The sequence below is a fragment of the Microbacterium umsixpiens genome (assembly GCF_053543675.1).
This window is the reverse complement of the sequence record NZ_JBLVOH010000009.1, coordinates 1-13387: the sequence shown is the minus strand read 5'-3', so window position 1 is coordinate 13387 and position 13387 is coordinate 1. Positions and strand designations below refer to the sequence as shown.

14 protein-coding genes are annotated in these 13387 nt (G+C 67.9%); 5 read left to right on the top strand and 9 right to left on the bottom strand.

The genetic code is table 11. From position 1 onward, the window contains the following. The 5 genes from ACNPM4_RS00835 to ACNPM4_RS00815 all read right to left on the bottom strand — a co-directional run. Positions 1-207, bottom strand: a 207-nt coding sequence (locus ACNPM4_RS00835; RefSeq protein WP_448984376.1) for an aldolase/citrate lyase family protein, incomplete at its 3' end; no start/stop codon positions are given. Next, positions 204-692 carry a MaoC family dehydratase gene (locus tag ACNPM4_RS00830; RefSeq protein WP_029263418.1) on the bottom strand — a complete coding sequence of 163 codons (489 nt, stop codon included), beginning with the start codon at positions 690-692 and terminating at the stop codon, positions 204-206. The genes ACNPM4_RS00830 and ACNPM4_RS00835, both read right to left, overlap by 4 nt. A gap of 41 nt (positions 693-733) precedes the next feature. Beyond that, entirely contained in the window at positions 734-1882 is a 1149-nt protein-coding gene (locus ACNPM4_RS00825) for an acyl-CoA dehydrogenase family protein (RefSeq protein ID WP_262000919.1), read from the bottom strand. Between the two features lie 2 nt (positions 1883-1884). Next, a complete protein-coding gene (locus tag ACNPM4_RS00820; protein WP_448984375.1) occupies positions 1885-3807 on the bottom strand; it encodes an acetyl/propionyl/methylcrotonyl-CoA carboxylase subunit alpha in 1923 nt (640 codons plus the stop codon). A gap of 5 nt (positions 3808-3812) precedes the next feature. Then, entirely contained in the window at positions 3813-5366 is a 1554-nt protein-coding gene (locus tag ACNPM4_RS00815) for a carboxyl transferase domain-containing protein (protein WP_448984374.1), read from the bottom strand. 111 nt (positions 5367-5477) lie between these two features. On the opposite strand from ACNPM4_RS00815, the gene ACNPM4_RS00810 reads away from it, so the two are divergent. After that, positions 5478-6086 carry a TetR/AcrR family transcriptional regulator gene (locus ACNPM4_RS00810; protein ID WP_029263422.1) on the top strand — a complete coding sequence of 203 codons (609 nt, stop codon included), beginning with the start codon at positions 5478-5480 and terminating at the stop codon, positions 6084-6086. Here ACNPM4_RS00810 and ACNPM4_RS00805 read toward each other — a convergent pair. From ACNPM4_RS00805 to pdhA, 3 genes are read right to left on the bottom strand one after another with little or no spacing between them, the layout of a single operon-like run. Next, a complete protein-coding gene (locus tag ACNPM4_RS00805; RefSeq protein WP_448984373.1) occupies positions 6079-7440 on the bottom strand; it encodes a dihydrolipoamide acetyltransferase family protein in 1362 nt (453 codons plus the stop codon). The two genes, ACNPM4_RS00810 and ACNPM4_RS00805, sit on opposite strands and share 8 nt — an antisense overlap. Beyond that, positions 7437-8447: an alpha-ketoacid dehydrogenase subunit beta gene (locus ACNPM4_RS00800; RefSeq protein ID WP_029263424.1), complete on the bottom strand. Its 1011-nt coding sequence runs from the start codon at positions 8445-8447 to the stop codon at positions 7437-7439. The genes ACNPM4_RS00805 and ACNPM4_RS00800 overlap by 4 nt, the downstream gene beginning before the upstream one ends. A 2-nt stretch (positions 8448-8449) precedes the next feature. After that, a complete protein-coding gene (pdhA, locus tag ACNPM4_RS00795) occupies positions 8450-9565 on the bottom strand; it encodes a pyruvate dehydrogenase (acetyl-transferring) E1 component subunit alpha (RefSeq protein ID WP_448984372.1) in 1116 nt (371 codons plus the stop codon). A 168-nt stretch (positions 9566-9733) separates the two neighbouring features. Here pdhA and ACNPM4_RS00790 point away from each other — a divergent pair, with 168 nt between their 5' ends. After that, positions 9734-10207: an Lrp/AsnC family transcriptional regulator gene (locus ACNPM4_RS00790; protein ID WP_448984371.1), complete on the top strand. Its 474-nt coding sequence runs from the start codon at positions 9734-9736 to the stop codon at positions 10205-10207. Here the strand turns inward: ACNPM4_RS00790 and ACNPM4_RS00785 are convergent. Further along, complete coding sequence (locus ACNPM4_RS00785; RefSeq protein ID WP_448984370.1) at positions 10179-11078, bottom strand: alpha/beta fold hydrolase; 900 nt, start codon at positions 11076-11078, stop codon at positions 10179-10181. The genes ACNPM4_RS00790 and ACNPM4_RS00785 overlap by 29 nt on opposite strands. A gap of 66 nt (positions 11079-11144) precedes the next feature. On the opposite strand from ACNPM4_RS00785, the gene ACNPM4_RS00780 reads away from it, so the two are divergent. From ACNPM4_RS00780 to ACNPM4_RS00770, 3 genes are all read left to right on the top strand, one after another. Next, positions 11145-11870, top strand: a complete 726-nt coding sequence (locus tag ACNPM4_RS00780) for a 3'-5' exonuclease (RefSeq protein WP_051662448.1) — start codon at positions 11145-11147, stop codon at positions 11868-11870. Positions 11871-11980: 110 nt separating this feature from the next. Continuing rightward, complete coding sequence (locus ACNPM4_RS00775; RefSeq protein ID WP_448984369.1) at positions 11981-12895, top strand: helix-turn-helix transcriptional regulator; 915 nt, start codon at positions 11981-11983, stop codon at positions 12893-12895. Between the two features lie 169 nt (positions 12896-13064). Beyond that, positions 13065-13382 carry a DUF7882 family protein gene (locus ACNPM4_RS00770; RefSeq protein WP_029263431.1) on the top strand — a complete coding sequence of 106 codons (318 nt, stop codon included), beginning with the start codon at positions 13065-13067 and terminating at the stop codon, positions 13380-13382. The last annotated feature ends 5 nt before the right edge of the window (positions 13383-13387 follow it).

The following is a 13387-nucleotide window of genomic DNA, read 5'->3' as shown; positions in this document are numbered from 1 at the left end:
GGTGCCCGGAGCGTTCACGCGCACGATAACCCGCTCGGCGTCGATGTCCGCATCGATCACGTTCCGGCGCGCCACGGCCTTCGCCTCCGGGAGTACGGCATCTTCGAGGTCGAGGATGATCGCGTCCGCCCGGTCCTGAGCCTTGCGGAAGCGCTCCGGACGGTCCGCGGGGCAGAACAGCAGGGCCGGTCCGAGTTCGAAAGTCACTTCGCGACTCCTTCCGGGAGGCAGTGGACGAGAACCGACCTCACTGCGGTCGCCACGACCGTCTCGTCCTGATTGCGTCCGGTGTGGGCGATCTTCACGATGCCCTGACCCGGGCGTGAGGACGACAGCCGTTTGTCGACGATGACGCTCTCGGTATAGAGGGTGTCACCGGCGAACAGCGGGTGCGGGAAGACGATGTCGCCGAACCCGAGCTGTGCGACCAGCGTGCCCTGCGTCAGCTGCGCGACCGAGGCGCCGACCATCGTCGACAGCGTCCACATCGAATTCATGAGCCGCGCACGGAACGGGTCCTGCGCATCGGCGAACGCCGCATCGAGGTGCAGCGCCTGCGTGTTCATGGTGAGTGTCGTGAACAGCACGTTGTCGGCCTCGGTCGCCGTGCGGCCGGGGCGGTGCAGGTAGCGGGCGTCGAGCACGAACTCCTCGTAGTACAAACCCCTCTGAAGGATGTCGTGCGTGGTCACTTCGACTCCGTTCGTCGCTCAGTACGGCGCATGGGGCCACGCTACCCGGCGAGTCCGAGTCCGCGCGCGATGACGAGGAGCTGCACCTCGGTCGTCCCTTCGCCGATCTCGAGGATCTTCGAGTCGCGGTAGTGGCGAGCGACCGGGAATTCGTTCATGAACCCGTTTCCCCCGAAGATCTGGGTGGCGTCCCTCGCGTTGTCCATCGCGGCCTCCCCGCCCACGAGCTTGGCGATCGCTGCGGCCTCCGCGAACGGCTTCCCCGCATCCCGCAGTCGCGCCGCGTGATGCCAGGCGAGCCGCGCGGTGTGAACGCGCGCCCGCATACGGGCCAGGGTGAACTGAGCATTCTGGCGTGTGCTCAGCGCTGCGCCGAAGATCGTCCGGCTCTTCGCATATTCGACCGCCGCCTCCAGACACCCCTCGGCCGCGCCGGTGGAGAGGGCGGCGATCGCGATGCGACCCTCGTCGAGGATGCTGAGGAAGCTCCGGAAGCCGCTCCCCCGCTCCCCCAGCAGGTTCGTCGCCGGAACCCGCGCTCCGTCGAACGTCAACGGGTGGGTGTCCGAGGCGTTCCACCCGACCTTGTCGTAAGGAGCTTCGACCGTGAACCCGGGAGTGCCGTTCGGGACGATGATCGTGGAGATCTCCTTGCGCCCGTTCTCGTTCCCGGTCACCGCAGTGACCGTGACGAAGCGGGTGATCGGAGTTCCCGAGTTGGTGATGAACTGCTTGGAGCCGTCGATGACCCACTCATCGCCCTCCACGCGCGCGGTCGTCCTGGTCGCGCCAGCGTCGCTTCCGGCTTCCGGCTCGGTCAGGCCGAAGCCCGCCAGCGCGCGCCCCGCGAGCAGATCGGGAAGCAGCTCCTGCCGCTGTTCCTCGGTGCCGAAGCGGTAGATCGGCATGGCACCGAGGCTCACTCCTGCTTCGAGTGTGATCGCGATCGACTGGTCCACCCGCCCCAGGGCCTCGATCGCGATGCCCAGCGCCATGTAATCACCGCCCTGACCTCCGTACTGCTCGGGGAACGGCAGGCCGAACAGGCCGAGGTCACCCATCTGCGAGACGACCTCCATCGACAGCGTGTGCGTGCGGTCGGCCTCGTACGACTGCGGTGCGACCACCGTCTCGGCGAATTCGCGCACCATCGCGGCGAGCTCGCGCTCCTCCTCTGACAGGTCTTCCATGTTCAGCTCTCCTCTGTCGTCACGCGGGCGACCGGTTGGTCGCGCCGCACCTGATCGCCCACCGCGACCAGCAGATGCACCACACCGTCGTGGGGTGCGAGCACCTGGTGCTCCATCTTCATCGCCTCGATCGCGACGAGCGGGTCGCCGGCCGACACCGGATCCCCGTTCGCGACGAGCACGGCCACGACGCTGCCCGGCATGGGCGCGCGCCCCTCGGGCTCGGTCGCTGCCGCCCCTGACTCGCGCTGAGCGAGACGGTGGAGCATCCTGCGCCGCCTGTCGAGCGGACGCAGACGCACCGTGCGGCCGCTCTCGGACACCCAGACCGCGCCATCTCCGTCCATCGCCGCGTGCACCGCCCCGTTCGGGGCGGATACGTCCGCTGCACCGAGTTCAACCACTTCGTCCTCATCCGTGAGGGCCGCGAACGTCGCATCCGGCAGGGCCGCGGCACCCAACCGCCACCCCGGACGATCCCGCCAGAGCGCGCTCGTCCGCAGCGGTTCGCCTGCTCCGGTCGCCGACATCTTCCTCGCCGCAGCCAGCTGAGCGGGAGACGGGCGCTCCGCTTTCCAGGGCAGCAGCGTCTCGATGAGCCCGGTGTCGAGATCGCCCGCGACCACACGCTCGTGACGGCAGAGGGTCCGCAGGAAGGCCACGTTGGTGTCGACCCCGAGCACCACCATGCGTGCGAGAGCCTCATCGAGCCGTGCCAGGGCGGCTCCACGATCGTCAGCGAACGCGATCACTTTCGCGATCATGGGGTCGTAGAACCCGGTCACCTCACTCCCCGTCTCGACGGCGGAATCCACGCGCACGCCGGGCGGCGGATCGAACAGGAGGATCGTGCCCGTCGAGGGCAGGAAACCGCGCTCGGGGGACTCCGCATACACACGCGCTTCGACGGCGTGCCCTCGCAGTCGCGGCGTGACGTCCAGCGGAAGCCCGTCGGCCGCACGGAGTTGAAGCGCCACCAGGTCCAGACCGGTGACCTCTTCGGTGACGGGATGTTCCACCTGAAGGCGTGTGTTCATCTCGATGAAGAAGGCCTCGTCCGGCGCGTCGGCGTCGATGAGGAACTCGACCGTGCCCGCGCCGACGTACTGGACGCTCTCCGCCGCCAGCACGGCCGCCGAGAGCAGACGCTCCCTCGTATGTGCGGGGATGCCCGCCGACGGTGCCTCCTCGATGACCTTCTGATGACGACGCTGCAGCGTGCACTCGCGCTCGCCGAGGGCGATGACCGTTCCGTGGGCATCGCCGAAGACCTGCACCTCGATGTGCCGTGGGCGACGGATCAGGCGCTCCAGGATGAGCGAGTCATCTCCGAAGGCGGCTGACGCGACCCGACGAGCCGAGGCGAGCGCTCCGCGCAGCCCCGCAGCGTCGGAGACGACCTCCATGCCCTTTCCTCCGCCACCTGCACTGGGCTTGACCAGCAGCGGGTAGCCGACGTTCTCCGCCTCCTCGGCGATCTCGAGGTCGGAGAGGCCTTTGGCGTCGAAGCCCGGAACGACAGGCACGCCGTAGCGCAGCACATGCTCGCGGGCGCGGGCCTTGTCTCCCATGATCTGCAGAGCGTCGACGGAGGGGCCGATGAAGACGACGCCGCTCTCGGCGCAGGCCTCGGCGAGACCGACACTCTCGGAGAGGAACCCGTAGCCGGGATGGATCGCCTGTGCACCGGTGCTGCGGGCCGCGGCGATCACCGCATCGATGTCGAGGTAGGACTCGACGGCGGGCGCGGGACCGATCCGCACCGCCAGATCCGCTTCGCGTACGTGGGGCGCGGACGCATCCGCATCGCTGTACACGGCGACGCTGCGGATTCCGAGGGTACGGAGGGTACGGATCACCCGACGGGCGATCTCGCCACGGTTGGCGACGAGCACGGTGTGGAAGGAAACGGTCGATGATGACATGGCACTCACATCCGGAAGACGCCGAAGCGCGGTTCGGGCAGCGGACTGAGGGCGATCACGTCGAGCGCGAGCCCCAGCAGATCGCGGGTCTGCGCGGGATCGACTATGCCGTCGTCCCACAGCCGTGCTGTCGCGTAGTAGGGCTCCCCCTGGCGCTCGTACTGCTCACGGATCGGCGCTTCGAACTCGCCGCGCTCCTCGGCGCTCCACGACTCGCCTCGAGCGGACAGCTGATCCTCCTTCACCGTGGCGAGCACTGATGCGGCCTGCGTTCCGCCCATCACAGAGATGCGGCTCGCAGGCCAGGTCCAGAGGAACCGCGGTGAGTACGCCCGTCCGCACATCGAGTAGTTGCCCGCCCCGAACGAACCACCGATGATGACGGTGAGTTTCGGCACCCTCGTACTCGCCACGGCCGTGACCATCTTCGCGCCGTCCTTGGCGATGCCGCCTGCCTCGGCATCGGAGCCCACCATGAACCCCGTGATGTTCTGCAGGAACAGCAGTGGTATCCCCCGTTGATCGCACAGTTCGATGAAGTGCGCTCCCTTGAGTGCGGATTCGCTGAACAGCACGCCGTTGTTCGCCACGATACCCACCGGATGCCCATGGAGTCGGGCGAACCCTGTGACCAGGGTCGTGCCGTACTCGGGCTTGAACTCGAGGAACGTGTCGCCGTCGACGAGGCGCGAGATGACCTCACGCACGTCGTACGCGGCGTTCACGTCGACGGGAACGGCGTCGTACAGGCTTGACGGCTCGGCGGGCGGACGGCCGCTCAGGACCTCCCAGGCGGGTGCCGCGGGCGGCGGAAGAGTGGCCACGATGTCGCGCAGGATCTCGAGCGCGTGCTCGTCGTCCTCCGCGAGATGGTCGACGACACCGCTACGCCGTGCGTGCAGCTCGCCCCCGCCGAGTTCTTCGGCGGTCACGACCTCGCCGATCGCTGCTTTCACCAGCGGTGGCCCGCCGAGGAAGATCGTTCCCTGACCGCGCACGATGACCGTCTCGTCGCTCATCGCGGGCACGTACGCGCCGCCGGCGGTGCAGGATCCGAGTACCGCCGCCAGCTGCGGGATCCCCTCGGCCGACATCCGCGCCTGATTGAAGAAGATCCGCCCGAAATGCTCGCGATCGGGGAACACCTCGTCCTGCTTCGGGAGGAATGCGCCTCCCGAATCGACCAGGTACAGACACGGCAGCTTGTTCTCGAAAGCGATCTCCTGTGCGCGCAGGTGCTTCTTGACCGTGAGCGGGAAGTATGTGCCGCCCTTGACCGTCGCGTCATTGCAGATCACCATGACGTGGCGCCCGTGCACGAGGCCGATACCGGCGATGACTCCGGCACCGGGAGCCTCGCCTCCGTACAGACCATCGGCGGCGAGCGGGGCGACCTCGAGAAACGGGCTGCCCTCGTCGAGCACTCGCGCGACGCGATCTCGGGGCAACAGCTTGCCCCGAGACACATGGCGTTCACGGGATGCGGTCGGTCCCCCGCGCGCGGCTGCCATGAGGCGCTCGCGCAGCTCCTGCGCCAGGGACTCCTGCGTTGCGGGCATCGTGATGTCCTCCTCGACTCACGTCCGCGCGGGCGACGCCCTGGCGCGGTGCAGGCATATTCGGTTAGTGTGCACTAACCCGTTGATTCAGGTTAGCGAGGATTAACTGAGATGACAAGCCCGGTCACCGCCCGAGACCGCGCAAAGGCCGAACGGTCTGATGCGATCCTGCACGCCGCCGCGCGCCTCTTCGCCGCGCGCGGATACAGCGGCGTGAGCCTGGAAGACATCGGCGCCGCCGTCGGCGTGTCCGGCCCGGCTGTCTACCGACACTTCGCCGGCAAGCAGGCATTGCTCGGCGCGGTTCTCGTCAAAGTCAGCGAGGACTTGATCAACGGCGGGCGGCGGGTGGCGGAGAACACCCCGAGCCCGGATGAGCGGATGCACGGGCTGATCACCTTCCATGTCGATTTCGCCCTCGGGAACGCCGAGGTGATCCAGGTGCAGGACCGCGACGTCGCCCACCTGTCCGAAGCGGATCGGGCAGCCGTCCGTCGGCTGCAACGCGCGTACATCGACCTCTGGATGGACGCACTCGCGCCGCTGCACACCGCGGGCGCCGGCGGAGCGGACCAGGAAGAGCTCCGCCTTCGAGTCCAAGCCTGCTTCGGCCTCATCAATTCCACGCCGCACAGCACGCGTGCGGCAGCACGGCGCCACTCCGCCACCGCGACCGTGCTGGTCGCGATGGCGGACGCCGCACTTCGCGCGACTATCTGAGAAGCATCGCCCGGCCCGGCTCCTCGAGGATGTCCGCGACGTCCTTGAGGAACCGCGCGCCTTCCGCGCCGTCGACGAGCCTGTGGTCGAACGAGAGGCTGAGCGTCATCACCTGACGGAGGGCGATCTCTCCGCGGAACTCCCAGGGCTGACGACGCACGGCGCCGACCGCGAGAATCCCGGACTGGCCGGGCGGAAGGATGGGTGTGCCGGCATCGACGCCGAACACCCCGATGTTCGAGATCGAGAAGGTGCCTCCGGCCAGCTCCGCCGGCGAGGTCTTCCCCGAACGCGCGACCTCGGCGAGAGCTCTCACCGCGCCCGCGAGTTCCACCAGAGTCAGCCGCTCCGCGTCGCGGATCATCGGCACGATGAGCCCGCGATCTGTCGCGGCCGCGATCCCCAGGTCGACGTAGTGGTGCTGGACGATCTCTCCGGCAGCCTCGTCCCACCGGGAGTTGAGTCCGGGGGTGCGTCCGAGCGCGAGGCACACGGCCTTCGCCACCACTGCGAGTGGTCCGATCCGATGCTCGCTGAGTGAGCGATCGTCTCGAAGGCTCGCAAGGAGGTCCATGGTCGCCGTCACGTCCACCGTGTGGAAGACGGTCACGTGAGGTGCCGTGAAAGCGCTCTGGACCATCGCCGCGGCCGTGTGCTTGCGGACTCCGCGAATCGGTACGCGGGTCTCACGCGCCCCGTCGCCGGGAGCACCGGGGGTGAGCGGCGACGACGGGGCGGCGACGGGGACGTCAGCCGTGGCCTGACTGCGCACTCCTACCCTTTCGGCGTAGGCGTCGACGTCAGCGCGAGTGATCACCCGGTCTCCGATCTCTGCGGCCACCAGCACCAGGTCGATCCCGAGACGCTTCGCGTGTGCGCGGACCGGAGGCGTCGAGCGCGGCCGCTCCACCACGGAGTCGACCGCGGACGATGGCGTGGCGTCGTGCGGCGCAGCCTCGAGCACCGCTGTGTCGACAACCGCCGGCACCGCTCCGCTGCGACGTGCGCGACGGGCCGGTCGTCCGGTCGCGGTGGGGGCAGCGCCGTATCCGACGAGGTTCGGCTGAGCCTTCTCGGCCGCCTCCGGCATCGGCGCGGATGTGGTCTCCTCTTCACCGACGACCTCGAAGTCGATCAGTGCCGCCCCGACGGCGACCGTCTCGCCTGCTTCCGCGTGGAGGGTTGCCACCGTGCCTTCGTACGGCGACGGCAACTCGACCACGGCCTTCGCGGTCTCCACCTCGGCCAGTGTCTGGTTGAGCGCGACCGAGTCCCCCGGGCCGACCAGCCATTGCACGACCTCGGCCTCGGCCAGCCCTTCTCCGAGGTCCGGAAGACGGAATTCCGCGATCATGCTTCTGCTCCCGTCAGGCTGTTCGGCCGATCCAGTACCCGATCGACGGCGTCCAGCAGCCGGTCGAGATCAGGAAGGTGATACTTCTCGAGCTTCGCCGGCGGGTACGGCACGTCGTGGCCGGTCACCCGCAGCGGTGCCGACTCCAGATACTCGAAGCAGCGCTCCGTGATGCTCGCGATCACCTCGGCCGCGACACCGGCTTCACGAGATGCCTCGTGTGCGACCACGACCCGTCCGGTCTTCCGTACCGACGCGGCGACCGAGTCGTAGTCGACGGGCGAGAGCGAGCGCAGATCGATGACCTCCAGGGATGTCCCTTCGTCCTCCGCGGCTTCCGCGGCCTGCAGGGCGGTGGAGACCATCGCCCCATAGGTGATCAGCGTCGCATCCGTCCCTGCCCGCACGACGCGCGCCAGTCCCATCGGCGGCGCGTCCGCGAGGGGAGCTTCGAGGTCGACGTCCCCCTTGTGGTGGTAGAGCCGCTTCGGCTCGAAGAAGACCACAGGATCATCCGACGCGATCGCCTGACGCAGGCTCCGGTATGCGTCTTCGGGGTTCGACACCGCGATCACGCGGATGCCTGCCGTATGCACGAAATACGCCTCGGGCGACTCCGAGTGATGTTCCGCCGCGCCGATGCCTCCTGCCCAGGGGATCCGGATCGTGATGGGCATCTTGACCCGGCCCTGTGTGCGGTAGTGGAGCTTCGCGACCTGGGCGACGATCTGGTCGAAGGCGGGATACACGAAGCCGTCGAACTGGATCTCGACGACAGGACGATAACCGCGGAAGGCGAGGCCCACGGCTGTGCCGACGATGCCGGACTCGGCGAGCGGAGTGTCGATCACTCTCGCTGCTCCGAACTCGTCGAGAAGCCCGTCGGTGATGCGGAAGACACCACCGAGCTTGCCGATGTCCTCGCCCAGGAGCACGACCTTGTCATCGTCGCGCATGGCCTGCCGCAGGCCGGCGCCGAGCGCCTTTCCGAGAGTGAGCTCGGTCATGTTCACGCCTCGCTCTCGAAGGAGGCGAGGTACGCCGCATACTCGCCGCGCTGACGCTCGAGGCCCGTGTGGGGTTCGGCGTAGACGCCGTCGAAGACCGCGAGCGGCGGACGCGTGACCATTCCGAGGCACGCAGCACGCATCTCCTTCGCGACCGCGTCGGCGGCGGCCTGAGTCTCGGCGACGTGCTCGTCGGTGAGGTCACCGCTGGCACGGAGGTGCGCCTCCAGTCGTGCGATCGGATCGCGTCGTCGCCAGGACTCGAGCTCCTCCGCGTCGCGGTAGCGCGTCGGGTCGTCCGCCGTGGTGTGCGGCCCCATGCGATAGGTCACGGCTTCGATGTAGGCGGGGCCCTTGCCGGAGCGTGCATGCTGCAACGCCCAGCGCATGGCGGCCATGCATGCGAGCACGTCGTTCCCGTCGACACGGAGGCTCGGGATGCCGAATCCCGGAGCCCGACCCGCGATCGGGAACTGCGATTGCACGGCGACCGGCTCGGAGATCGCCCAATGGTTGTTCTGGCACACGAAGACCACCGGCGCCTGGTACGACGCCGCGAAGATCATCGCCTCGTTGACGTCGCCCTGGCTGGTCGCTCCGTCGCCGAAATAGGTCACCGCGACTTCGTCCGCACCGTCGCGCTGGATGCCCAGGGCGTATCCCACCGCGTGCAGCGTCTGTGCGCCGATGATGATCTGCAGAGGCGCGACGCCCAGCGCTGCAGGGTCGTAGGCCGCGCCCTCTTCTCCTCGCCACATGCGCACGTAGTCGCCGGGCTGGGCGCCGCGTGCGTAGATGACCCCGGTCTCCCGGTAGCTGGGGAACACGTAGTCCTCAGGAGCGAGTGCCCGCGCGGTCCCGATCTGCGTCGCCTCCTGCCCCTGGCACGGCGCCCAGAGGCCCAGCTGTCCCTGGCGTTGCAACGCGACGCCCTCGGCATCGATGCGGCGCAGGATGATCATGTCGCGCAGCAGCGACCGCAGCTGCGTAGCATCCACGTCGGCGACGAAGGGATCCAGTCGAGGATTCGACACACGGCTCCCGTCAGGAGCCAGGATGCGTTCGGAGAGTTCGAGATCCTGGGCGGTGTCTGCGATGGGGGTGATCTGCGGTGACATCGTCGTCCTCCTCGTCGGCGGCCCTCGTGAGGCTCCGCGCGTTGACGCCGGCGTCATCACCGGCATGCTCTGAGGGTACGTCCGCTGAACACCTCGCTCAAGCATTCTTGTGAGGCTTGAGCATGTTGCTCAATTTGACGCCAAGTCCGACTGCTAGGGTTTGGCACTATGTCAGGACTCGACCGCATCGATCTCGAGCTTCTCGCCGCCCTCGCCGATGATCCGAGGATCACCATCGTCGCGCTGGCGGAGAATCTCGGTCTGTCCCGCAACACGATCCAGGCGCGGATGACACGCCTCGAGCAGAGCGGCATCTTCCTCTCCTACGAGCGATCGTTCTCGCCGGACGTCCTGGGCTTCCCCCTGCAGGCGTTCGTGAGCATCGGCGTACGCCAGACCGAACTGCCGCGTATCATCAACGAACTCGCGCGGATCCCAGAAGTCGTACAGGCGCACGGCTTGAGCGGCTCGATCGACCTGCTCGCTCGTGTCGCGTGCAGGGACGCACGCCACCTCTTCGACACCGACGCCCGCATCCTCTCGATCGAAGGCGTCGAGCGCACGGAGACCTCGCTCGCGATGGGCGAGGTCATCCCGTTCCGGGTCGCAGGCCTTATCGGCCTCGCCCGACGGGAATCCTGAGGAACCGACGAACGGCGCCCGCCGCCTCCGCCGGCGTCTCGTAGTGGATGAGATGCCCCACGTCGGCGATCTCCACGAGTGTCGCGTCGGGGAACAGCGCCGCCAGCCTGCGTTCTGCTTCGATCGGGGTGATGTCGTCACGCTCTGCAGCGACGAGCAGGGTCGGAACATCGATCTCGCGAGCGAATTCGCGGACGTCGTGAGAGACGCTCGCGATGAAGGCGTCACGGAGCACATCCCGGTCCGAGAATCGCGAGAAATATGTGTCGTGCTGGTCGTGGATGAAACGACGGAGCGCGGGATCCCTGGTCTTGGCCATCGTGATGCTCATCACGCGGACGATGATGCGGTTGCGCAGCAGCGCGGTTCCGAGCCTCTCCGGAAGTCGGGCACCGAGAGCGTAGTAGAAAACGGCCAAGCGCGTCATGAGACCCTTCGGTCCCTCCAGCGCCGGAGCCCCGATCGGGTTCAGCAGGATCAGGCGCGGAGTCCGCAGCCCCCGGGCGACCGCCGCCGCCGTCACGATGGATCCGAAGGAGTGCCCCAGGATGATGGCGCCGGGGGCGACCGCTGCTGCGAAGTCGTCAAGCCAACCGGCATACTCGTCCAGGTCGTGTCTGCGCCCGGGCAGAGGCGCTGATTCCCCGAACCCGGGAAGATCAGGCGCGACCACACGCACCTCGGGGAGGTACGCCAACACTGGTTCGAGCCCGTGATGATCACCGCGGAAGCCGTGCACAGCGATCACCGTCGTCTCCGCCTTCTCAGGCCCGTAGACCCAGTACGCCGTGATCGCTCCACGCACCTGTACCTCGTGGCGCTGCACGGGGAGTCGATGAAGGCGGTCCGCATAGGGGGAAGGCACGGTCATGCTCCGAGTCTACGAGTCGCCGTGCGCCTTCCCCTGGATGTCTGCGCCCGCGCATAGCGTGAAGGCATGCCATCCGGTCCCCCGCTCCCTGCGTGGCTCACCCGTGTCGGGGTGTTCGATCTGGAGACGACCGGGGTCGATGTCGAGTCCGATCGGGTGGTCACCGCGTACGTCGGTGTCCTCGATGCCGCAGGACGCGAGATCGCCGCCCGCTCCTGGCTCGCCGATCCGGGCATCCCGATCCCGGATGGCGCCACTGCGGTGCACGGCATCACCACGGAACACGCGCGGGCGGAGGGGCGACCGTCGCCCGAAGTCGTCGCTGAGGTCACGGCGGCCCTACGGTCGCTGCTGGAGCAGAATGTGCCGGTGGTCGCGTACAACGCCGCGTACGACTTCTCGCTGCTCGCGCACGAGGCCGCCCGACATGGAATCGTCCCTCTGACCGCCCCTTCCCCCGTCATCGACCCTCTGGTGATCGACAAGGCGTACGACCGATACCGCCGCGGGCGACGCACGCTCGAAGTGGTCGCCGCCCACTACGCGGTCGTGCTCGACGGCGCGCATGAGGCGTCCGCGGATGCGATCGCCGCCGGTCGTGTGGCGCAAGCCCTCGCTCGTCGCTTCTCCCTCCCCGAGACCCCGGCAGAGCTGCACACGAATCAGATCGGCTGGGCACGCTCGCAGGCGGCCAGCCTCACGGAGTACTTCGTGAGCATCGGCCGACTCGATCCGGAGGAATCGATCGACGGCAGCTGGCCCGTGCGATCGGCTCGAACCGCCGCCCGGTGACGGAGCCGAAAAGCTGCCGATCAGCTGATGCGCGGCCGGTCGACACACTGGGCTACGCTCCTGTCAGGCACCGCCGAGTGGGATCGCGGTGCGAGGAACAAGGAGCACCCATGCAGTTCACGTCCACCGACATCGAGCAGGTCGAGTCCACGTGGCAGCAGTTCGTTCCCTCTGCAGCGCTTCAGGATGCAGACCCTCGGCGCTTCCGGTTCGACTGGCGGTCCGAAGAGCTTCGCAGCGTCACGCTCGTCAACTACCGACTAGCGGCGCAGGTGCATTCGACGGCCGAGCCACTCGACCAGATCCTCGTGTGCCGTGTCGACGCTCCGGATGCTCGGGTCTGGTCCGCGCGCCACAGCCTCACTCCGGGCGCACCGTGGATCTCCGACGGCACCCGAGTGGAGGCGAAGTGGGACCGATCGGCCGACGTCCGCGCCCTCGTCTTCGACCGACCCGCAGCCGAAGAGCGGGCACGACAGTTGACCGGCGATGACGGCCTGAAGTTGCGCACGACCGGGCTCGCGCCGCACTCGGCCGCCGACGCGCGGCGCTGGGAGACGATGTTCGCGTATGTCGACCAGGCACTCGCCCTCTCGGGCTCCGACCCGCTGATCGCCGCCGAACTCGAACGCCATGCCCTGATGATGACCCTCTCCGCGTTCCCCACGAGCTTCACAGAGGCTCTGCGCCGCCCCGCCCAGCGGGCGGGAGCTCCGGTGGCGGTCCGCCGGGCGCTTGCCTACATCGACGAGAACGCGCACCTGCCGATCACGATCGACGATGTCGCAGCTGCCGCCTACATCTCCACGAGAGGGCTCCAGTACGCGTTCCGGCGAGCTCTCGACATCACTCCCACCGAGGCCCTCCGCCGGGCACGACTCGAGGGCGCCCGCAGCGACCTCCAGCACGGCAACGGGCGCTCGGTCGGCGATGTCGCGCGCCGCTGGGGTTTCAGCCACTCGTCACGCTTCGCCACTGCATACCAGCAGGCCTTCGGCACACCGCCGTCGCTGATCCCGGGGTGACACCCGGCGAAGAGTCTGTTCGCATTCTGCGGCGGGTCGCGACGCCGGCACGGTGCGAGCTGAAGTCCTTGGCTAGAGTTCGAGTACCCGGACTCCCTCGGTCCGTGGCCACACTGTCGAGGAGTCGCATGACCCGTGCCGCCCATCCCATCGCTATGTTCGTTCGCTGATGGGGAGCCTGTACTACGGCGACACGCAGACTCCGATCCAGATCGACGATCGCGCGCTCGCTCATCTGAAAGTCGTTATCGCCACCAAGCTACGACGCAACGAGAGCTTCACACTCTCATGGCGGCATCCCGAAGGCGATGCTCCCGGGCGCTCGACGCTCTGGCTGCACCCGTCGATCCCTCTCCGGTTCGTCTTTCAGGAACCGGAATCGCCGGACTTGAGCCGGAAGTGGATCGAGGAACTCGCGCACTCGGCTAGCTCCAGCGGAGGCATCACACTCATCGAGGAGCATCTCGAGAGCAGCCCCGCGGAGTGATGGGG

What these genes read in the sequence shown, in the direction of transcription:
- ACNPM4_RS00780 (WP_051662448.1), top strand. Translation starts at nt 11,145, where the DNA reads ATGCCATCCGGTCCCCCGCTCCCTGCGTGGCTCACCCGTGTCGGGGTG.
- ACNPM4_RS00785 (WP_448984370.1), bottom strand. Translation starts at nt 11,078, where the DNA reads ATGACCGTGCCTTCCCCCTATGCGGACCGCCTTCATCGACTCCCCGTG.
- ACNPM4_RS00825 (WP_262000919.1), bottom strand. Translation starts at nt 1,882, where the DNA reads ATGGAAGACCTGTCAGAGGAGGAGCGCGAGCTCGCCGCGATGGTGCGC.
- ACNPM4_RS00820 (WP_448984375.1), bottom strand. Translation starts at nt 3,807, where the DNA reads ATGTCATCATCGACCGTTTCCTTCCACACCGTGCTCGTCGCCAACCGT.
- ACNPM4_RS00805 (WP_448984373.1), bottom strand. Translation starts at nt 7,440, where the DNA reads ATGATCGCGGAATTCCGTCTTCCGGACCTCGGAGAAGGGCTGGCCGAG.
- ACNPM4_RS00815 (WP_448984374.1), bottom strand. Translation starts at nt 5,366, where the DNA reads ATGCCCGCAACGCAGGAGTCCCTGGCGCAGGAGCTGCGCGAGCGCCTC.
- pdhA (WP_448984372.1), bottom strand. Translation starts at nt 9,565, where the DNA reads ATGTCACCGCAGATCACCCCCATCGCAGACACCGCCCAGGATCTCGAA.
- ACNPM4_RS00770 (WP_029263431.1), top strand. Translation starts at nt 13,065, where the DNA reads ATGGGGAGCCTGTACTACGGCGACACGCAGACTCCGATCCAGATCGAC.
- ACNPM4_RS00800 (WP_029263424.1), bottom strand. Translation starts at nt 8,447, where the DNA reads ATGACCGAGCTCACTCTCGGAAAGGCGCTCGGCGCCGGCCTGCGGCAG.
- ACNPM4_RS00790 (WP_448984371.1), top strand. Translation starts at nt 9,734, where the DNA reads ATGTCAGGACTCGACCGCATCGATCTCGAGCTTCTCGCCGCCCTCGCC.
- ACNPM4_RS00810 (WP_029263422.1), top strand. Translation starts at nt 5,478, where the DNA reads ATGACAAGCCCGGTCACCGCCCGAGACCGCGCAAAGGCCGAACGGTCT.
- ACNPM4_RS00775 (WP_448984369.1), top strand. Translation starts at nt 11,981, where the DNA reads ATGCAGTTCACGTCCACCGACATCGAGCAGGTCGAGTCCACGTGGCAG.